This window comes from Micromonospora sp. DH14 (assembly GCF_029809455.1).
Lineage (GTDB): Bacteria > Actinomycetota > Actinomycetes > Mycobacteriales > Micromonosporaceae > Micromonospora > Micromonospora parva.
In genome coordinates, this window is the sequence record NZ_JARVKT010000003.1 from 15,554 (window position 1) to 34,473 (window position 18,920).

General features: G+C 71.6%; 25 protein-coding genes. 21 read left to right on the plus strand and 4 right to left on the minus strand.

From position 1 onward, the window contains the following. Position 1: 1 nt before the first annotated feature. The 5 genes from selB to QCZ28_RS05920 all read left to right on the plus strand — a co-directional run bounded on the left by selB (position 2) and on the right by QCZ28_RS05920 (position 4,461). Positions 2-1,786, plus strand: a complete 1,785-nt coding sequence (gene selB / locus QCZ28_RS05900) for a selenocysteine-specific translation elongation factor (RefSeq protein WP_279515590.1) — start codon at positions 2-4, stop codon at positions 1,784-1,786. Positions 1,787-1,841: 55 nt separating this feature from the next. Then, positions 1,842-2,591, plus strand: a complete 750-nt coding sequence (locus tag QCZ28_RS05905) for a hypothetical protein (protein ID WP_279515591.1) — start codon at positions 1,842-1,844, stop codon at positions 2,589-2,591. A 57-nt stretch (positions 2,592-2,648) separates the two neighbouring features. After that, positions 2,649-2,846: a hypothetical protein gene (locus QCZ28_RS05910; RefSeq protein ID WP_030327722.1), complete on the plus strand. Its 198-nt coding sequence runs from the start codon at positions 2,649-2,651 to the stop codon at positions 2,844-2,846. Between the two features lie 79 nt (positions 2,847-2,925). Beyond that, positions 2,926-4,203 (plus strand): hemolysin family protein, encoded by a 1,278-nt coding sequence (locus QCZ28_RS05915; RefSeq protein WP_279515592.1) that lies wholly within the window; start codon positions 2,926-2,928, stop codon positions 4,201-4,203. Positions 4,204-4,275: 72 nt separating this feature from the next. Further along, positions 4,276-4,461 carry a hypothetical protein gene (locus tag QCZ28_RS05920; protein WP_036410487.1) on the plus strand — a complete coding sequence of 62 codons (186 nt, stop codon included), beginning with the start codon at positions 4,276-4,278 and terminating at the stop codon, positions 4,459-4,461. Positions 4,462-4,466: 5 nt separating this feature from the next. Here the strand turns inward: QCZ28_RS05920 and QCZ28_RS05925 are convergent, their stop codons facing one another. Continuing rightward, positions 4,467-5,117 (minus strand): hypothetical protein, encoded by a 651-nt coding sequence (locus QCZ28_RS05925; RefSeq protein ID WP_279515593.1) that lies wholly within the window; start codon positions 5,115-5,117, stop codon positions 4,467-4,469. A gap of 43 nt (positions 5,118-5,160) precedes the next feature. On the opposite strand from QCZ28_RS05925, the gene QCZ28_RS05930 reads away from it, so the two are divergent. Continuing rightward, complete coding sequence (locus QCZ28_RS05930; RefSeq protein ID WP_279515594.1) at positions 5,161-5,454, plus strand: hypothetical protein; 294 nt, start codon at positions 5,161-5,163, stop codon at positions 5,452-5,454. A gap of 5 nt (positions 5,455-5,459) precedes the next feature. On the opposite strand, the gene QCZ28_RS05935 is transcribed toward QCZ28_RS05930, so the two are convergent. The 3 genes from QCZ28_RS05935 to QCZ28_RS05945 all read right to left on the minus strand — a co-directional run bounded on the left by QCZ28_RS05935 (position 5,460) and on the right by QCZ28_RS05945 (position 7,126). Beyond that, positions 5,460-5,936, minus strand: coding sequence for a hypothetical protein (locus QCZ28_RS05935; RefSeq protein ID WP_030327718.1), 477 nt, complete (start codon positions 5,934-5,936; stop codon positions 5,460-5,462). Continuing rightward, a complete protein-coding gene (locus QCZ28_RS05940) occupies positions 5,933-6,145 on the minus strand; it encodes a hypothetical protein (protein WP_030327717.1) in 213 nt (70 codons plus the stop codon). Before QCZ28_RS05940 ends, QCZ28_RS05935 begins: the two co-directional genes overlap by 4 nt. Before the next feature lie 99 nt (positions 6,146-6,244). Beyond that, on the minus strand, positions 6,245-7,126 hold the full coding sequence (locus tag QCZ28_RS05945) for a universal stress protein (RefSeq protein WP_279515595.1): 882 nt from the start codon (positions 7,124-7,126) through the stop codon (positions 6,245-6,247). Positions 7,127-7,243: 117 nt separating this feature from the next. Between QCZ28_RS05945 and QCZ28_RS05950 the strand changes: the two genes are divergently transcribed. From QCZ28_RS05950 to QCZ28_RS06020, 15 genes are all read left to right on the plus strand, one after another. Then, positions 7,244-7,990: an SAM-dependent methyltransferase gene (locus QCZ28_RS05950; RefSeq protein ID WP_279515596.1), complete on the plus strand. Its 747-nt coding sequence runs from the start codon at positions 7,244-7,246 to the stop codon at positions 7,988-7,990. A gap of 71 nt (positions 7,991-8,061) precedes the next feature. Beyond that, positions 8,062-9,234: a PP2C family protein-serine/threonine phosphatase gene (locus tag QCZ28_RS05955; RefSeq protein ID WP_030327714.1), complete on the plus strand. Its 1,173-nt coding sequence runs from the start codon at positions 8,062-8,064 to the stop codon at positions 9,232-9,234. Between the two features lie 56 nt (positions 9,235-9,290). Then, the gene (locus QCZ28_RS05960) at positions 9,291-9,752 is read left to right on the plus strand and encodes a MarR family transcriptional regulator (protein WP_279515597.1); all 462 of its coding nucleotides are present in this window, start codon (positions 9,291-9,293) and stop codon (positions 9,750-9,752) included. Between the two features lie 294 nt (positions 9,753-10,046). Continuing rightward, a complete protein-coding gene (locus QCZ28_RS05965; protein ID WP_279515598.1) occupies positions 10,047-10,679 on the plus strand; it encodes a CDP-alcohol phosphatidyltransferase family protein in 633 nt (210 codons plus the stop codon). Then, the gene (locus QCZ28_RS05970; protein ID WP_279515599.1) at positions 10,676-11,617 is read left to right on the plus strand and encodes a DUF881 domain-containing protein; all 942 of its coding nucleotides are present in this window, start codon (positions 10,676-10,678) and stop codon (positions 11,615-11,617) included. The genes QCZ28_RS05965 and QCZ28_RS05970 overlap by 4 nt, the downstream gene beginning before the upstream one ends. Continuing rightward, the gene (locus tag QCZ28_RS05975) at positions 11,614-11,946 is read left to right on the plus strand and encodes a small basic family protein (protein WP_030327710.1); all 333 of its coding nucleotides are present in this window, start codon (positions 11,614-11,616) and stop codon (positions 11,944-11,946) included. The genes QCZ28_RS05970 and QCZ28_RS05975 overlap by 4 nt, the downstream gene beginning before the upstream one ends. A gap of 11 nt (positions 11,947-11,957) precedes the next feature. Beyond that, entirely contained in the window at positions 11,958-12,944 is a 987-nt protein-coding gene (locus QCZ28_RS05980; protein ID WP_279515600.1) for a DUF881 domain-containing protein, read from the plus strand. A 60-nt stretch (positions 12,945-13,004) separates the two neighbouring features. Further along, positions 13,005-13,385 (plus strand): glycine cleavage system protein GcvH, encoded by a 381-nt coding sequence (gene gcvH, locus QCZ28_RS05985; protein WP_030327708.1) that lies wholly within the window; start codon positions 13,005-13,007, stop codon positions 13,383-13,385. Positions 13,386-13,599: 214 nt separating this feature from the next. Beyond that, complete coding sequence (locus tag QCZ28_RS05990; RefSeq protein ID WP_007071101.1) at positions 13,600-14,052, plus strand: FHA domain-containing protein; 453 nt, start codon at positions 13,600-13,602, stop codon at positions 14,050-14,052. A gap of 50 nt (positions 14,053-14,102) precedes the next feature. Beyond that, a complete protein-coding gene (locus QCZ28_RS05995; RefSeq protein ID WP_279515601.1) occupies positions 14,103-14,804 on the plus strand; it encodes a MerR family transcriptional regulator in 702 nt (233 codons plus the stop codon). A 183-nt stretch (positions 14,805-14,987) separates the two neighbouring features. Continuing rightward, a complete protein-coding gene (locus QCZ28_RS06000; RefSeq protein ID WP_030327706.1) occupies positions 14,988-15,452 on the plus strand; it encodes a bifunctional nuclease family protein in 465 nt (154 codons plus the stop codon). Positions 15,453-15,612: 160 nt separating this feature from the next. Beyond that, a complete protein-coding gene (locus QCZ28_RS06005) occupies positions 15,613-16,209 on the plus strand; it encodes a MerR family transcriptional regulator (RefSeq protein ID WP_081883657.1) in 597 nt (198 codons plus the stop codon). Between the two features lie 260 nt (positions 16,210-16,469). Further along, a complete protein-coding gene (locus QCZ28_RS06010) occupies positions 16,470-16,868 on the plus strand; it encodes a group 1 truncated hemoglobin (protein WP_279515602.1) in 399 nt (132 codons plus the stop codon). Between the two features lie 2 nt (positions 16,869-16,870). After that, positions 16,871-18,037, plus strand: a complete 1,167-nt coding sequence (locus QCZ28_RS06015) for a globin domain-containing protein (RefSeq protein ID WP_279515603.1) — start codon at positions 16,871-16,873, stop codon at positions 18,035-18,037. A 109-nt stretch (positions 18,038-18,146) separates the two neighbouring features. Then, positions 18,147-18,842, plus strand: coding sequence for a cell division protein DivIVA (locus tag QCZ28_RS06020; protein WP_030327702.1), 696 nt, complete (start codon positions 18,147-18,149; stop codon positions 18,840-18,842). The last annotated feature ends 78 nt before the right edge of the window (positions 18,843-18,920 follow it).

The window sequence follows — 18,920 nt, forward strand, 5'->3', positions numbered from 1 at the left end:
CGTGTTCGTCGTCGCGACCGCCGGGCACGTCGACCACGGCAAGTCGACGCTGGTGCGGGCGTTGACCGGGATGGAACCCGACCGGTGGGCGGAGGAACGCCGCCGGGGGATGACCATCGACCTGGGTTTCGCCTGGACGACACTGTCGTCCGGCGGCACCGTCGCGTTCGTCGACGTACCCGGGCACGAACGGTTCGTGCCGAACATGCTCGCCGGGGTCGGCCCGGTCCCGGCGGCGCTGATCGTGGTGGCCGCCGACGAGGGGTGGATGCCGCAGTCCGCCGAGCACCTGGCCGCCCTCGACGCGCTCGGTGTCGCGTACGGCCTGCTGGCGGTGACCCGCGCGGACCTGGCCGACCCGGGTCCGGCGACGGCCCGCGCCCGCGCCGAGATCGCCGCGACCAGCCTCGGCGCGGTGCCGGCGGTGGCGGTCAGCGGCCTGACCGGCGCGGGCCTGCCGGAGCTGCGGGCCGCCCTGGACCGGCTCGCCGCCGACCTGCCCGCGCCGGTGCTGGACGATCCGGTCCGACTCTGGGTGGACCGCAGCTTCACGGTGCGGGGCAGCGGCACCGTCGTCACCGGCACCCTCGGCGCCGGTCGACTGCGGGTGGGCGACGAACTGGAGCTGGCCGGCGCCGACGAACCGGTCCGGGTCCGTGGCCTGCACTCGCTGGGCGAGGCCCGACCCGAGGCGGCGGCGATCGCCCGGGTCGCGGTGAACCTGCGCGGTACGCCCCGCGACCGGCTCGGCCGGGGCGACGCGCTGCTCACCCCGGGCCGGTTTCACCACACCGACCTGGTCGACGTCCGGCTCGCCGGCGACCCGGCCGCCGACCTGCCGGCCACCCTCACCCTGCACGTCGGGTCGGCGGCGGTGCCGGTACGGGTGCGCCCGCTCGGCCCGGACACCGTCCGGCTGCGGCTGGCCCGACCGCTGCCGTTGCTGGTGGGCGACCGGGCGCTGCTGCGGGACCCGGGCCGCCACCACGTCAGCGGAGGGGTGCGGGTGCTGGACGTGGCACCCCCACCGCTGGCCCGACGCGGCGCGGCGGCCGCCCGCGCCCAGGTCCTCGCCGAGCTGGACGGTCGACCCGACCTGGCGGGGGAGCTGCGCCGCCGCCGGCTGGTCCGGGCCGGCGCGTTGATCCGGATGGGCGTGCCGGTGCCCACCGCGCCGGGTCGGGACCGGCCGGCGTTCGCCCAGCCGGTGGCCGGTGACTGGTTGGCCGACCCCGGGTACTGGCGGATGCTCGCCGAGCGGCTGACCGAGGAGGTCGCCCGCCACGCGCGCGAGCACCCGTTGGAGCCCGGGATGCCGGTGGAGGCGTTGCGGCAGCGTCTCGCCCTGCCCGACCGGGTGCTGGTCGAGGCGCTGGTCCGACCGCCGCTGCGGATCCACTCCGGCCGGGTCGGGGCGGCGAGCACCGACGCGCTGCCCGAACCGGTGGCCCGGGCCGTGCAGCGGGTCCGCGCCGAGTACGGCGACCGGCCGTTCCGCGCCCCCGAAGCGGATCGCCTCGTCGACCTCGGTCTGGGTCCCCGGGAGATCGGTGCCGCGGTGCGCGCCGGTGCCCTGCTGCGGTTGGCCGACAACGTGGTGTTGCTGCCCGACGTGCTCGACGACGCGGTGCGGGTGTTGGCCGGGCTGCCGCAGCCGTTCACCCTCTCCGCGGCGCGGCAGGCGTTGGACACCACCCGCCGGGTGGCGGTCCCCCTGTTGGAGTTGCTGGACCGGCGGGGCGCGACCCGCCGGCTGCCCGACGACGCCCGCGTCGTCGTCACCTGAGCGCCGAGCATTCGCCGGGGCTGACAGGATCGCTTCGGGGTGCGACTGTGGTCTGGTGGTTGAGGTGTCGCCGTCCCCGTCGCGGCCAGTCGGCGGCCGGTGGCGGGAGGCCGTCCCGGTGGCGCTGCGCTGGGTGCTTCCGCTGTTCTGGGTGCTGTGGGTGCCGCTGGCGTGGTGGGTGGAGCCCCGCGAGTCGACCGAGGCCCAGCTCGACCGGGATCTTGCGACCGGCCAGGTGGTGGCCTTCCAGCGGGCGTCCGGCTGGGCCGACGATGGCGCTTTCTGGGGGAACCGGCCCCGGCCGCAGTATGCGACGAACGGCGGGATGCTCGTCTGGACCGTGCCCAACGGCCAGCGCCGGTACACCTTCGGCGCGCCGCCGGCCTCGGATCCGTACCTCGTCGAGCCGGACCTGTCGGCGGGCGTCGGGCTGAGTTGGCGGGACGCCCAACTCGCCGCTGTGTCCGCCACGGGCAGCCCGGACGGTGGCCCCGCACACCGGATCGGTAACGCCGCGGGTCTGCTCGCTGGCGTGCTGACAGTGCTGTGGCTGGGTCGGCTGATCGGTGGCACGCCGCCGCTGGCCGGCACCAGGTGGTTCTGGTTCTGGGTGGGGCTCCTGCCGTTCGGGGTGGGTGTGCTGGCGTGGACCTACCGGGAGTTGTGGAGACCACCGCCGGCGCCGGTGCCCGGGCGGGGCTCGGGGTGGCGTGGCGTCGGCTGGTTGATCCTCGCCGGAGTCGGGATCAGCCTGCTGGTGTCCGTCGCCCGCATCGTGTTCGGAACGACGGTGGTGCCGGGCTGAGCCGGCGGTGCCGGCCAACCGACCCCGAGGTCGGCGGTGGTCACCTACGGTGACGCCATGGACCCTTCGGCGGTCTGGCGGGACCGGCAGCACCGGTGGCGGATCGAGGCGTACCGCGCTCCGGACCTGCGTTTCGCCATCTACGCCACCAACGGCCCCACCGAGTCGGTGCCGCTGTGGCTGTTCGGGATGTCGGCGCTGGCCCGGTGGCTGATGACCCACGCCATCTCGCTGGACGACCTGGAGGTCGACTGAGCCGGGCGCGGTCGCAAACCGGGCCCGCGCCGCCGTCCGCTGCGGTTGAGTGACCTCAGGCGGCGGACGGGGGTACGCGATGGGCGGTCAGCTCGGGCAGTTGGCGTTGGTGGCCGTGCTGGTGCTCGTCAACGCCGCGCTCTCCGGCAGTGAGATGGCGTTGGTGACCCTGCGCGAGGGGCAGTTGCGGCGGCTGGGTCGGCGCAGCCGGGCCGGCGACCGGTTGGTGCGGTTGTCCCGTGACCCGAACCGCTACCTGGCCACGATTCAGCTCGGGATCACCCTGGCCGGGTTCCTCGCGTCGGCGGCGGCCGCGGTGTCGTTGGCCGGTCCGCTGGTCGGCCCGTTGGGCTTCCTCGGTGCGGCGGCGCGTCCCGCCGCGGTGCTGCTGGTGACCGTGGCGTTGACGTTCGTCACGCTGGTGCTGGGCGAGTTGGCGCCGAAGCGGCTGGCCATGCAGCGGGCCGAGCGGTGGGCGCTGCTGAGTGCCGGTCCGCTCGACCTGCTCGCCCGGGTGTCCCGGCCGGCGGTGTGGTTGCTCAGCCGGGCCACCGACGCGGTCGTGCGGCTCGCCGGTGGCGATCCGAGGGCCAATCGGGAGGAGATGACCGAGGAGGAGCTACGGGAGATGCTGGCCAGCCAGCGCGGCCTGTCGGCCCAGCAGCGGGAGATCCTGACCGGCGCGTTCGACATCGCCGGCCGGACGCTACGCGAGATCCTGGTGGCCCGGCGGGAGGTCACCACGCTGCCGGCGAGCCTGGCCGCCGACGAGGGGGTCCGACGGCTGGCCGCCGCCGGGCGGTCCCGCGCACCCGTCACCGGCCCCGGCGGCCTGGACGAGGTGCTCGGGGTGGTGCACATCCGTGACCTGGTGCGGGCCGGCACCGCGCCGGTGGGCGAGCGGGTCCGCGCGCCACTGCTGCTGCCGGTGACCCTGCCGGTCGCCGACGCGATGCGTCAGCTGCGGCAGGAACATCAGCAACTGGCCCTGGTAGTCGACGAGCACGGGGGCATCGACGGCATGGTCACCATGGAGGACCTGCTGGCCGAGGTGGTCGGCGAGTTGTACGACGAGACCGACCGTGACGTGCGGGGGGTGGTCCGGGAACCGGACGGGTCTTTGCTGGTGCCCGGTGACTTTCCGCTGCACGACCTGCCGGACCTGGGGGTGCGGCTGAGCTTCCCGCTGTCCCGGGACTACACGACGGTCGCCGGTCTGGTGCTGGCCCGGCTGCGGCACCTGCCGGACTCCCCTGGTGAGGCGGTGCGGCTGCCCGGGCTGACCCTGCAGGTGGTGGAGGTCGCCGACCGGGCGGTGCGCCGGGTGCGGCTCTGCGGGTTCGTCACCGAACGCTGAGCATCACTCAGAAGAATGACAGAAGGTCTGAAAAGGTACGCCGGTGCGGGTGGGCCGCTTACGGTGCCAGACGTGAAGGACCGAGGGTTGCGGACGTTCGTCACGGTGCTGGCCGGTCTCGCGGTGATCTACTTCGGCAGCGCCGGGCGCAGTCCGGAGGAGGGCCGGGGCATCTCCGGCGGGGTGGTGGTCCTGGCGTTGCTCGCCGCGTTGCTGGTGTGGCACCTGACCCGCCCGGGGGACAAGACGGTCAAGTGAGCGCCTCACCGGGCGGCGACGCGGGTGACCTCACCGGCGGACTCCTCGCCCAGCGCCACCCGCACCAACGCTGAGGCGAGCCGACCGAAGTCCGGTTCGGCGACGAGACCGGCGAGCCGGTCCGGGGACCCCGGCAGACCCAGCCGCTTCGCCCCGGCCAGGGCCCGACGGTCGGCGTACGGGCGCACGTCGGACCAGACCGACTGCGCCTCGCGCAGGTAGATGTCCGCCCCGGTGGGGCCGATGCCGGGGAACTCGGTGAGTCGCCGACGCAGCCCGGCGGGATCACCCTGGGCTTCCCGGTGCAGCCGTCGCAGGTCACCGTGCCAGCGGTCCAGGCACAGCCGGGCGCCGGTGCCGAGCATGGTGGCGGTCCGCTCGTCGTAGCGGCGGTAGTGGCCCCGCCCCAGCGCGTCGACGCGCTCCTGCCAACTGGCCGCCTCCATGGCCTGTGGGGTGCGGTAACCGGCGGCGAACAGCTCCCGGGCGGCGTCCACCGCCACACACGCCCGGATCCGGGTGCTCAGCAGCGTGGTCAGCACCAACAGCTGGTAGAGCGGGCCGGGCCGGTCGGCGAGCCGGATGCCGGCCTCCTCGGCGTACGTGCGGCCACGCCGGTCGAGCAGGACCCGCACCACAGTTCGATCATTGCGCACACCCGTCGGGTACCCACTTGGGGGCGCGCTAGCCGTCGTACCGGTGACCGCGCTCGGAATGCCACCGCGGCGGGCGGGTATGCCGGCGGTGGAGGCGGTCGATGCCGCCTGCCGTACCGGAGGGAGACACCCCCTGACGAACCCGCAGCAGCAGGAACTGCGCCGCAACGCACTGGGCGCGACCAGCCAGGACAACAAGGGCCCGGCCCCGGGCGGGCATCCGGCCAACCGTGGTACGTCGCGTGGCGACCAGGGTCGACCGGTGCCCAAGGGGCAGGTGTCGCCGTACGGCCCGGCCGGTGAGCCGGTGGCCGAGGACGACAGCGACACCCGCTGACCCGATCAGCGACCGCGACCTGGCGGCCGCCGCAACCTGTTCCAGGTGGCGGCGGCCGCCAGCCCGTACGCGAGGTGCGGAATGATGTCGGAGATCCAGTCGGAGCGCCGCCAGGTGCGCGGGTCGCTGATCCCGAGCACCGTGATCGACCCGTCGGTCATGGTCATGACGCCGGCGCCGAGCAGCCCGGTGGCCACCGGCAACGGCTGACGCCGACCACCGGCGTAGAACGCGAACCCGACGCCCGCGGCGACCCCCAGCGCGTAACCGATGAGCGGCCCGAGGCCCGAGCGGCGGTTGGCCGCCCGGGCCCCGTTGCCCAGGTCCACGTGCGCGATCCCGGCCAGCCGGTCGACGGTCTCCTGCGGGACGTCGCTCTCGGGCCGTCCCCGCAGTGCCATGTCGAGGTAGCTGACCACGTTCAGCGCGGTGCTGCCGACGGCGCCCGCGATGGCGCCGTCGGCCACGTCGACCCTGCTCACTTCGGGTCGCCCGGTTCACGCTCGCTCTTCGGGCCGTACGCGCGGTCACCGCGCACCACGCCGCGTTGGCCGCGATCCTCCTGGAGGATCCGGTTGGCGACCTGGTTGGCCTTTCCGTCGGGCACTCGGCGTCCGGAGTCGTCGATCGCGTTGCGCAACCGTGCCCGCTGCTTGTCGTACGCGTTACTGCCCGGCCGTGGTCCTGGCATCTGTGCCTCCTTCGTCGGTCTGGGCACCTGGTGCTGCCCACCGTCCGCTGGGCGTACCGCGGCCGTCTACCCGCCTGGCGGCGGACGAACCCCGGCGGGCTAGTGGGGGGCGCGGACCACCATGACCGGGCACTGCGCGTGGTGCAGCATCGACTGGCTCACCGACCCCAGCAGCAACCCGGTCACCTCGCCGCGCCCGCGCCCGCCGACCACCGCCAGTTGGGCGGAGCGGGACGCCTCGGCGAGCACGGTGCCGGGTCGACCACGTGTCGCCTGGCACGTCAACCGCAGACCCCGATGGTCCTCGGTGAGGCCGGTCAGCCACCCGGCGAGCATCCGCTCCTGCTCGCGGTGCAGCTTCGCCTCGTCGTACACCAGGGGTTGCATGTCGCCCGGTCCGCTGCTGCCGGGGTGCCGGTAGGCGTGCACCGCCACCAGCGGCACGCCGAGCGACACGGCCGTCTCGGCGGCGACGTCCGCCGCCCGCCGGGAGGCGTCCGAACCGTCGACAGCTACCAGCACCGGCTGGTCGGGTCGTCGCGTGCCGCGGGCGACCAGCACCGGGCAGTCGGCGTACGCGGCGACCTGCACCGCGACCGAGCCGACCACCAGCGCGGAGAACCCACCGAGCCCGCGGTCGCCGAGCACGATGAGCGCGGCGGTGGGGGACTCACCCACCAGCACCGCGGCGGCCTCCCCGTCGATGATCTCGCCGGAGATCGACAGGCCGGGCACGGTGGCCTCGGCCTCGTTCACCGCGGCCTCGACGAGTTCCTCCGCCCGGTGGCGCAGTCCGCCGCCGGGTGGCGCGTCCGGGGCGGGGGAGACCGGTACGTGCAGCAGTGGCCAGATGAAGCCGTGCACGACCCGCAGTGGTCGGTGCCGGCGTGCCGCCTCGGTGGCGGCGAGGCGGACGGCGCGCAGCGCCGACTCCGAGCCGTCGACGCCGACCACCACCGCCGCGTTGTTCGCCGAGTTCACCGCCCACCTCCGCCCGCGGCCCAGTATCGCGGGCCCGGACGCCTTCGCGCCGCGATACCGGTGAGCGCTCCCCGGTCGGTACGCTGACGAGGACCGGCCGGGGAGGGAGCGTCGCCGATGGGTGAACCAGACCAGCCGAGCACCGCTCGCATGATCGACTTCTGGCTCGGCGGGCAGCATCACTTCCCGGTGGACGTGGCTGCCGCTCACGCGTTCGAGCAGGCGTACGGGCCGTGCGCGCCGGTGTTCCGGGAGCTGCGGGCGTTCCTCGGCCGGGCGGTGCGGGCGATGGCCGGCCAGGGCGTGGACGGTTTCCTGGTGTTCGGCGCCGGGGTGCCGACGATGGGCAACGTGCACGAGGTCGCCACCGACGCGACAGTGCTCTACACCGACGTCGACCCGGTCACCATCCGGTTGGGACAGAGCATCCTCGCCGGCAGCGACCGGGCCGGCTACGGCTTCGGCGACGCGACCGACATCGGCACCATCGATCCGGCGCAGCTGCACCGCTTCGTGCCGGGCTGGGGTCGGCGGCCGGTCGGGGTGGTCTTCCTCGGCCTGGCGGCGTTCCTCGACGACGCCACGCTGACCCGCACCCTCGACGAGTTGTACGCTGCCGCGGCGCCGGGCAGCCTGCTGGCGGTGGACTTCGACACCGAGGAGCTGGCGGGCCACCCGGAGGCGCTGGCCATGATGGGCCCGCAGTTTCGGATGCGCCCGCCGGCGGCCTTCGCGCCCCTGCTCGGTCGGTGGGCGCCGACGGCGGACGGGATCGTCCCGGTCGCCCAGTGGCGGGCGCAGGGTCCGCCGGCCCGGGTGCCCGACGCGTTCCACGGTGTGCTCGCGACCCGCGCGGCTGACTGACCGCGCCGATCAGCCGTCCGAGGGCGTCCGTATGATGCTTGCCCTATAGCAAGCTTCTGGGGAGGACGACGATGGTAGACGCGCCGGACGTGGTGTCGCGCGCGTTGCGCGAGGCCCCGCCCGACCAGTTGGCCGAGGCGGCGGACCGGGCGATCCGGTCGGCGATGGGCGCGTTGCGCACCGACGTCTTCGTCGCCGACTACCGGATCAGCGGCCTCTGGCCGGTGCTGGACCCGGACCTGCCGGCGGCCGGGTTCCTGGAATGCCACACCGTCGCGCAGCGCTGTTTCAGCAGCCAGCAGCCGGTCCGTGACGGCGAGGGCCCGTGCCGGCTCTACCTGCCGTTGACGGTGTGGGGGGAGCGGCTGGGGGTGCTGCTGATCGAGCTGCCGGCCGTGCCGAATCCGGCGGTCACCGGTCAGGCCACGGACATCGCCGACGCCCTGGCGGTGGCGATGCGCGCGGCGGACCGGGAGACCGACCGTTACCGGCGGGCCCGTCGGCGCGAGCGACTGACGATGGCCGCCGAGATGCAGTGGGATCTGCTGCCCGGACGCGGTGTGGCGCACCACGCGTTCGATCTGGCCGGTCAGCTCGAACCGGCGTACACGGTGGGCGGTGACCACTTCGACTGGTCGCTGGACGGCGACCGTCTCACCGTGACGGTGCTCAACGGTGAGGGCACCGGGCTGGCCGCGTCGCTGTTGACCGCCGTCACGGTCAACGCGATGCGCAACGCGCGGCGTTCCGGTGGTGGCCTGGTGGAACAGGCCGAGCTGGCCTCGGACACGGTCTTCTACCAGCACCGGGGTGCTCGGTACGTGGCCACCCTGCTGCTCGAGGTGGACACTCGCTGCGGCCGGGTGCGGGCGGTCGACGCGGGTTCGCCCCATCTGCTGCGGATGCGCGGGTCCACGGTCGAGCCGATGAAGCTGGATCAGCAGCTGCCGCTGGGCATGTTCGCCGAGACGCGCTACGAGCTGCAGGAGGTGCAACTCGCGCCGGGCGACCGTCTCTTCGTGGTCAGCGACGGGGTGTGGGCCGCGGAGCCGCCGGGGCAGGAGCCGTACGGGCAGCGGATGATGGCGCGTTCCCTGCGCGCCACTCGGCTGCAGCCGCCGGCCGAGGCGGTTGGTACGGTGATGCGCGAACTGCACGCCTATCACGCGGATTCCGACCTGCGCGACGACGCCGTCGTGGTCTGTCTGGACTGGCATGGTCCACGCGAACAGGGCACGGGGTGAGAGTCGCGGCCGCGTTGTCGGGCGGGCACCAGCGCGACGACGGCAGGGGACATCAGGTGGAGCGACCTGCGGATCTCGCCGCGGCGATCGACGCGGCCGCCGGTACGCTGATCGCTGTGCTGGACTCGGCTGCGGCGCGGCATCAGGTGCCGTCCACCCAGCTGCGGGTGCTCACGCTGATCTGCGGTCGACCGGAGACCAACGTCAACGGGTTGGCGGAGTTGCTGGACGTGGTGCCGTCGTCGGCGAGCCGCCTGTGCGACCGGTTGGAAGCGACCGGTCTGTTGCGCCGGGTGGCCGATCCGCGCGACCGGCGGGAGGTGCGGTTGGTGCCGACCGCCGCCGCGCTGACCCTGTTGCGGGAGTTGGCCGAGCGGCGCCAGCGTGCGGTGCAGGCGGTGTTGGACCGGATGCCGACGCGGATGCAGCACGAACTGTTGTTGGCGCTGGTCGGGTTCGCGCGGGCGGCGAACTCGGTGCCCGAGCAGCAGAGCGACTCCGCGGTGCAGACGGCCTGAGCGTCGCCCCGTTCTTCACTAGTATCCTAGGATGCCTTAGGCGTGGTGATCCACGCCATAGTGCGGCACAGCCGCACCGACAGCCCGACGGCGGCGCCCGGTCGGCGAGAGAAAGCCCGATATAGTGGCAGCGCATCTACCCGGCCCGCGATCTCGATGACCGCGGGCCGCAGCAGAGGAACGGGCCCCATGCGGGGCCATCGGGGAGAGCCGGCGGTGGTCGGCCCGACAGCACGTACGACCCTCAGCCGCGCCCGGCGTCGGCGGGGGCCCGCGTGCCGTGGAGGAGGATCGGTGTCGCGTCGGCCGGCTCGGGCAGAGCACCCGCGGGACACCGGTGACGAGACTCCCGGCAACCAGGTGCTCACCCTGCCCAACCTGATCAGCTTCGGGCGGCTGCTGGGCGTGCCGCTGTTCCTCTACCTCTTCCTGGTGGCGCGGGCCGACGTGGCGGCGGTCGTCGTCCTGGCCATCGGCGGCACCACCGACTGGGTCGACGGCTGGATCGCCCGCCGGCTGCGTCAGGTGAGCCGCCTGGGCGAACTGCTCGACCCGCTCGCCGACCGGCTCTACATCCTCGCCACCCTGGTCGCGTTCACCGCGCGGGAGGTGGTGCCGTGGCAGTTCACCGCGGCGCTGCTGGCCCGTGAGGTGCTCCTGCTCGGTTCGCTGGCGGTGCTGCGTCGCCACGGGTACGGGCCGCCGCCGGTGCACTACGTCGGCAAGACCGCCACGTTCCTGCTGCTCGCGGCGTTCCCGGTGCTGCTGTTGGCCACCGCGGCGACCGACGTGGCGACGGCGGCAAGCGCCATCGGTTGGGCGCTGGCCTGGTGGGGTCTGGTGCTCTACTGGGTGGCCGGCGGGATGTACGTCGTGCAGGCGGCCCGGCTGGTGCGCGCGGTACGCAGCCCGGGAGCGGCGGCGTGAGCGCGCCGCGGCTGGGCAAACCCGGCCAGGACCGGGTGTACGCGCCGGATTTCCTCACCGAACTGTTTCGCAACCCGTTGGATCCGGGGTACGCGGACGCGGCCGCCGCCCGTCGCAGCTCGACACAGTCCGCTGCGCGCGGATGGCGGGCCTGGCCGGCGCGGTCGGTGAGCCTGGTCGTGGTGGTGATGCTCGGTTTCCTGTTCGCGGTCGCCTACCGGCAGACGATGGCCGACGAGCCGGGCCGCAGCCAGGCCCGCTCTGGTCTGGTGGCGCAGATCCGGGAGCGGGAGAGCCAGACCGACCGGTTGTCCACCCGGGCCGACCAGCTGCGCGAGGAGGTCGGTCGGCAGCGGGACGCGGCGTTGAGCGGGTCGGCCGCCGCCCGGTTGCGCAACCTGGAGGCCAGCACCGGGCTGGGCCGGGTGCGTGGTGATGGTGTGGTGGTGCGGTTGGCGGACGCGCCGGACAAGGCGGACGCGGTGACCGGTGCCGGTGCCGGGCCGCCGCGGGTGCTCTACAGCGACCTGCAGGGGGTGGCGAACGCGTTGTGGAGTGCCGGCGCGGAGGCGATCGCCATCAACGGGCAGAGGTTGACGTCGACGTCGACGATCCGGTCGGCGGGTGAGGCCATGCTGGTGGATTTCCGGCCGGTGACCGGGCCGTACGAGGTGTCGGCGATCGGGCCGGATTCGATGCGGCGCAAGTTCGAGGACAGTCGGAACGCGGCGCTGATGCGGAAGGTGGCGCAGGGGACCGGGTTGTCGTTCGGTGTTCGGGAGTCGGATGACCTCACCCTGCCGGCGGCTCCGGAGCCGCAGCTACGCTACGCCAAGCCGTCGGTCAGTCCGAGCCCTTCCGCGTCGGGTGTCCGGTCCGGCAGTCCCGGGTCGTCCGGTCCGGCGACGACTGTTAGCCCCTCCGGAGGTGGCCGATGATCGCGGTGCTGGCGTTGCTCGCCGGTGTGGTGCTGGGCGTGTGGCTTGATCCCACGGTGCCGGCGGCGTTGCAGCCGTACCTGCCGATCGCGGTGGTGGCCGCGTTGGACGCGGTGTTCGGTGGGGTGCGGGCCCGGTTGGACCGCATCTTCGACGACAAGCAGTTCGTGGTGTCGTTCATTTCGAACGTGCTGGTCGCTGGTCTGATCGTGTATCTGGGTGACCAGCTGGGTGTGGGCGGGCAGTTGTCCACCGGTGTGGTGGTTGTGCTGGGTGTGCGTATCTTCGGCAACGTGGCGGCGATCCGTCGGCACCTGTTCCGGGCGTAGGTTGGGTTGCGATGAGTGACGAGCAGACCGACACGGGGACCGGGTGGCCGCAGCCGGCGGGCCCGGCGCGCCCGGGTGGGCCGGCGGGTGAGCCTGATCCGCGGCCTGATGCGCCGGATCCGGACGAGCTGAGCCCGTTGGCGCCGCAGGGGCCCGCGCGGCCGTCGGACGATGAGCCGGTGGCGGAGCCGGGTGTGGAGCCGGTCGACGACGGTGCGACGGTGGACCTGAACGCGGTGTCGCGGTCGGGGGAGCCGGTGGCGGGTTCCGAGTCGTCGGTGGAGCCGGTGGTGGCTGGTCGGTCCCGGTGGAGTACGGCCGGTGTGATGATCGCCGCGTTGTTGGCGTTGTTGGGGTTCACGTTGGTGGTGCAGTTGAAGACGACCTCGACGGACCCGACGTTGGGGGCCACGCGGCAGGAGGACCTGGTTCGGATCCTGTCGGATCTGGATGCGCGGGAGAACCGCCTGCAGCAGGACATCCGTGCCCTGGAGGACAGTCAGCGTCAGTTGCGCTCGGGTGAGCAGGGTCGTCAGGCGGCGTTGGACGAGGCGACGCGGCGGGCGGACGAGTTGGGCATCCTGGCGGGGACGTTGCCGGCGGTGGGCCCGGGGTTGACGGTGCAGTTCGACTCCGGGGTGAAGCCGATCTCGGCGAACCGGGTGTTGGACGCGGTGCAGGAGCTGCGGGGTGCGGGTGCCGAGGCGATGCAGATTTCCGGTGGGGATCGGGCGACGGTTCGGATCATCGCGTCGACGTACTTCCTCGACGGGGACAACGGGTCGTTGATGGTGGAGGGGCGCCGGTTGACGGGGCCGTACACGATCACGGTGATCGGTGATCCGGCGACGATGCGTACGGCGTTGAACATTCCTGGTGGGGTGGTGGCGTCGGTTCGGGGTGACGGCGGTAACGTGACGTTTGGGGAGCGTGAGGTTGCCGAGGTTTCGGCGCTGCACGTGCCGATCAAGTTGGAACACGCCCGTCCGGTCTCCTGACCGGCGCGGCCGCGCCGGATCCGGGTGGTCCGGGGCACCGATGGATGAAGGACGCGTCTGGTGATTCCCGAGGATCTGCGATACACCGCCGAGCATGAGTGGGTGGCGGGTGACGGCACGGCTTCGGTCCGGGTCGGCATCACCCACTTCGCGCAGGACGCGCTCGGTGACATCGTGTACGTGCAGTTGCCCGAGGCGGGTGCGGTGGTCGCGGCCGGTGACTCGTTGGGTGAGATCGAGTCGACCAAGAGTGTGTCGGAGATCTACGCGCCGGTGGCCGGTACGGTGGCGGCGCGCAACGACGCGTTGGCTGACACGCCTGAGCTGATCAACACTGATCCGTACGGCGAGGGTTGGTTGGTGGAGATCACGCCGGATGATCCGACGGCGACGGATGGGTTGCTGACGGCGGCCGCGTATCAGAAGATCACCGAAGGCTGAGTGTGCGTGATCCGGTGCGTGCGATGTCTGCGCGCGTCCGGTTGCCCTGCATTTCGGCGCTGGCTAGGCTCGCCCAGTCGACCGAGAACCCAATAGTTGAGCGTTGTGGAATTGCCTTCCCGGGCACGGGGAGCCAGCCGCCGGGTGTGCATGTGCCCGGCGGCCAGACCCGCCATTACCCGACGCCGACCGAACAGATCCGTGAGGTGGTCCCATGACGCGGCCAGACGACGAGTTCCCCCCACTCGACGTCACTTCGACGCTCAATCTCGGTTCGCTCGACGAAGTGCTGGAGGGGCCGGACACCGATGTGGTGCCGAGCCGGATGTCCGGTTCGTTGCCGCCGGGTATGGCGCTGCTGGTGGTTCGTCGAGGCCCGAATGCGGGTGCCCGGTTCCTGTTGGACCACGATGTGACGACCAGTGGCCGGCACCCGGACAGTGACATCTTCCTGGATGACGTGACGGTGTCGCGTCGGCATGCGGAGTTCCACCGTGACGGTGGGACGTTCACGGTGCGCGACGTGGGCAGCCTGAATGGCACGTACGTCAATCGTGAGCGGGTTGAGGCGGCCACGTTGAGCAACGGTGACGAGGTCCAGATCGGTAAGTTCCGGGTGGTGTTCATCGCCGGTCCGCGCCCGGAGGAGGAGGCCGGCCGGGGGTGAACGAGCCTGCGGCCTCCACGTCACCCGGGGCGGCTCGGTCTCAGCCGCTGATGAGCATCGGTGAGGTGCTTGGGCAGTTGCGGGTGGATTTTCCGGATACCACGATTTCGAAGCTGCGGTTTCTTGAGGCTGAGGGTTTGGTCGAGCCGCAGCGGACGGCGGCGGGTTACCGGAAGTACAGCTGGGACGATGTGGCGCGGTTGCGGTTCGTGTTGACCGCGCAGCGGGACAGGTACCTGCCGTTGCGGGTGATCCGGGAGCAGTTGGCCCAGTGGGATTCGTCTGGTGAGCAGCCGGAGCGGTCGCGGCCGGCGTTGGTGGCGGTCGGTCCCGATGGTGCGGTGCCGGGTCGTGAGGTTCCGGAGCCGGCCGAGTCGTCGCAGGTGCGGCTCGGCCGGTCGGATCTGGTGGCGCGCAGTGGGATCGACGAGTCGACGCTGGCGGAGTTGGAGCGGCTCGGTGTGCTGGTGTCGGATCCGCCGGGTTGGTATGACGCGGATGCCCTGATCATCGCTTCGGCGGTGGCGGGGTTGGCGTCGTACGGGTTGGAGCCGCGGCATCTGCGGGGTTATCGGACGGCGGCGGACCGGGAGGTCGGTTTGTTCGCGCAGTTGGTGGCGCCGTTGGCGCGGCAGAGTGATCCGGCGGCGCGGGCGCGGGCGGCGGAGACGGCGCGGGAGTTGGTGGCGTTGTCGGAGCAGTTGCACGCGGCGTTGGTGCGGGTGGGTCTGCGGTCGACGTTGGGTCGGTGAGGGTGCCCGGCGGGTGGCGGCTGAGCGGAAAGATCTCTTCGGGGAAGCGTGCCGTAGGCTTGCCGGGGTAACCCCTTTTCGGCGCGGGCGTGGTGCTGTAGCGCATGGGACGGCCGTGTTGCGGTCCGTGTACCGTGCAGGGAAGGGCGCGGTGCGTAGGTTGACGACGACACGGAGGCGGCGGTGCGCGAGCTGAGCGTGGTCGGAGTTCGGGTGGAGCTGCCCAGCAACCAACCGATCGTCCTGCTCAGGGAGGTCGAGGGGGACCGCTATCTGCCGATCTGGATCGGCGCGGTCGAGGCGACGGCTATCGCTTATGAGCAGCAGGGGGTCAAGCCGGCCCGGCCGTTGACCCATGATCTTCTGCGGGATGTGTTGGCGGCGTTGAAGGCGCCCTTGCAGGCGGTGGAGATCACCGAGCTGAAGGAGAACGTCTTCTACGCGGATCTGTTGATCGGCGATGGGGTGCGGGTGTCGGCGCGGCCGAGCGATTCGATCGCGTTGGCGTTGCGTGTCGGTGCGCCGATTCGTTGTGCGGAGCAGGTCCTCAGCGAGGCGGGGATCGTTATCCCTGATGAGCAGGAGGACGAGGTGGAGAAGTTCCGCGAGTTCCTGGAGCAGGTGCGTCCGGAGGACTTCGCGGGCTGAGGTGTGCTCGTGCCCGGTTGGTGATCTTTCTCGGTGGCTGCGCGGCGTGTCGCGTCGGTTCCTCCGTGGTAACCCCTGACGGTGGCGATAGGGTTTCCATGTCGAGGGGTGCGCGTCGGAGGAAACGATGCGTCGCCACACTGACGGGGAGGTTGTCCGGATGCACGAGCCGCGGGATTCCGATCCGGGTGCAGAGTTCGACGAGCCGGGTGCCTCATCGCCAGGTGTGGCGGCTGAGGGGGACGGTTCGGTTGGCTACCGGGGTGTGACGGCGTGTCACGCGGTGGGCATCAGTTACCGGCAGTTGGACTACTGGGCGCGGACGACGCTCGTGGTGCCGAGCGTTCGGGATGCTTCGGGGTCGGGGACGCAGCGGTTGTACTCGTTCCGGGACCTGGTGGTGTTGAAGGTCGTGAAGCGGTTGTTGGATGCGGGGGTGTCCCTGCAGAACATCCGTAAGGCGATCGAGGCGTTGCGGTCGCGTGGTGTGGAGGATCTGGCGGGGATCACGCTGATCTCTGATGGGACGACGGTGTACGAGTGCCGGTCTCCGGAGGAGGTGGTCGACCTGTTGCAGGGTGGCCAGGGGGTCTTCGGCATCGCGATCGGTGGGGCTTTCAAGGAGATCCAGGGGTCGTTGTCGCATCTGCCGGCGGAGCCGGCGACGAGCGGCCCGGTGGAGCCGGCGGCGGTGTCCGGGGCGGATCCGGTGGGTGACGAGCTGGCGGCGCGGCGGGCGCGGCGGCGGGCCGGCTGACCCGGTTCGGCTTCCAATTTTTTCCGGTCGGGTTTTCTCGCGACCGTCGGTGACGGCGGCCGGGGATGATCGACCACGCCGGTCCTTTGTGGATACGTTCGGTGTGGTGTTGGTGGCCGATTGTGGAGATACCGATCGGTAGTGATGACACACCGTGTCGTTCGTATGTCGGGAATCCGATAAGGGGGCGCTGACCGGAGGCGTTTGACACGCTATGGTCCCTCACGGTTCTGCACCCTTCATCCCCGGAAGGAACGACCGTGACGGTTACGGAAGAGACGGCTCCCGCTTCGCACTACGACCGCATTGGCGGTGCCAGTTCGGTCAAGGCGGCGGTTGAGCTGTTCTACGACAAGGTGCTCGCGGACCCGGAGTTGGCGGGTTACTTCACTGATGTGGAGATGGCGGGTCAGCGGCGGCACCTGGCGTTGATGTTGACCGTGGTGCTGGGTGGCCCGAACGAGTACACGGGTCGTGGGTTGGCTGAGGCGCACCAGCCGTTGAACATCACGGTGGCGCACTACGCGAAGGTGGGCGAGCACCTGACGGCGACGCTGACCGAGTTGGGGGTGCCGGCGGACATCCTCGCTGACGTGCAGACAGTGCTGGGGCAGGTGCAGGGCCAGGTGGTGGCTGCCGGAAACAGGTCGGGCGTCTGAGCGTGGACGCGGCTCGCCTCAAGCAGAGCTGGTCGGTGGTCGCCGGTCACGGCGACCAGGTGCCGCTCTATTTCTATTCGACGTTGTTCCTCGCTCATCCTGAGACGCGGCAGATGTTCCCCACGAACATGGCCGGTCAGCGGGATCGCCTGGTGACCGCGTTGGGCCACATCGTGTCCAACGTGGACCAGGTGGATCGGCTGGTGGGTTTCCTGCAGGATCTCGGCGCGGATCACCGCAAGTTCGCGGTGCGCGCGGAGCACTATCCGGCGGTCGGTGAGGCGCTGGTGGCGACGTTGCAGCATTTCCTCGCCGAGCAGTGGACCGAGGAGTTGGCAGCGGACTGGACGGCCGCGTACGGGTTGGTCGCCCAGGTGATGATGGAGGCCGCGCAGGCCGCTGAGGCGGTCAATCCGCCGTGGTGGGTGGCGGAGATCGTGGCGCATGAGCGGCGGGCGTTCGACGTGGCGGTGTTGACGGTGCGCCCGCAGTACCTGTTGCCGTTCACCCCGGGGCAGTCGATCGGGGTGTCGCACCCGTCGGTGCGGTCGTGGCGGTACTACTCGCCGGCGAACGCGCCGCGGGCGGACGGCACCCTGGAGTTGCATGTGCGGGCCGCGCCGGGGGGCGCGGTGTCGTCGCGGCTGGTGTACGGGTCGGCGGTGGGGGATCGGATCCACCTGGCGGCGCCGGTGGGGGATCGGCTGGGGTTGTGGTCGGCGGGCTCCAGTGACCTGTTGCTGCTGGTGGCGGGTACGGGCTGGGCGCCGGTGAAGGCGTTGGTGGAGCAGGTCGCCGCGGAGGGTTCCCGCCGCCGAGTTGATCTGTACGTGGGGGCCCGGTCGCGTAGCGAGTTCTACGACAGCGACGCGATCGACAAGTTGGCGTCGTCGTATCCGTGGTTGACGGTGACGTACGTGGTGGGCACCGACGTGCACCGGCCGGGGGAGTTCGTGCAGGCGGTGGATCGGGCGCTGGCCGACGGTGACTGGCGTTCCCGGCACGTGTTCGTGTGTGGGTCGGACGAGATGGTGTCGCACGCGGCGCAAACGTTGGCGCAGGCGGGTTACCACGCGGGTCAGGTGCACCATGAGGGCCTGGGTGCGCAGTGGTACGGCCCGGCGTGGCGGACGGCTGCGGGTGACACTTCGGAAGGTGGGCACAGGTGAGCGCGAGGAGTGAGCTTGCGAGCCCCGCAGTCGCGAACGAAAGGGCGGGTGCGGTGAGCGCGAGGAGTGAGCTTGCGAGCCCCGCAGTCGCGAACGGAGGTCTGCACAGGTGAGCGCGACGCCGATCAGCCGGTATGACGGTGTGCAGGTTTCCGGCGGTGTGCAGGTGCGGATGACCGCCGATCGGGTTCGGCGGTGGGAGTTCGGTGCCGCGTCGTTCGCCCGGCGGGGTTATGACAACGCTGATGTGGACCGGTTCCGGGTGCAGGTCGCTGACGAGTTGGATCTGTTGGCGACGCAGATCGCGACGTTGCGGGCGGAGAACGAGCGGCTGAACGACCGGGTGGAGTTGCACCGGCACGGGGTGATTCCGAGTACGGGGGCGGCGGCGAAGGTTCCGGCGGCGCGGGAGGTGAATCTGCTGTCGGCGGCGCAGCGGGAGGCGGAGCAGATCATCGCGCAGGCGCATGACTACGCGCGTCGGGTCGCCGAGTACGCCCGGGTGCAGTACGAGAGTTACCTGCAGGCGGCGGAGGCGGAGGCGAAGCAGGAGGCGGAGCGGGCGGTGGCGGAGTACCGCAGTGCGGCCGGGCCGAGCTTCGACGACACGGTGGCGACCCGGGAGGCGTTGCGGATTTTCGGCGAGATGATGGTGTCGCACATGCAGGCGGCGGCGCGGCATCTTGATGACGGCAGTGAGCAGTTGGCGCGCACGATGGATCGGATCGCGGCGGAGACGCCGGGGGCGCCGTTCGTGGGTGGTGTGGTGGGTCAGTCGGCGTTGCCGCGGCACCAGCAGCGCTGATCGTGGACCGTGCTCGGCGCGTTGGTGGCGGCTGCACGGCGGTAACGCCTTCGACGCGGACCGGATGGCGCAGGTGCT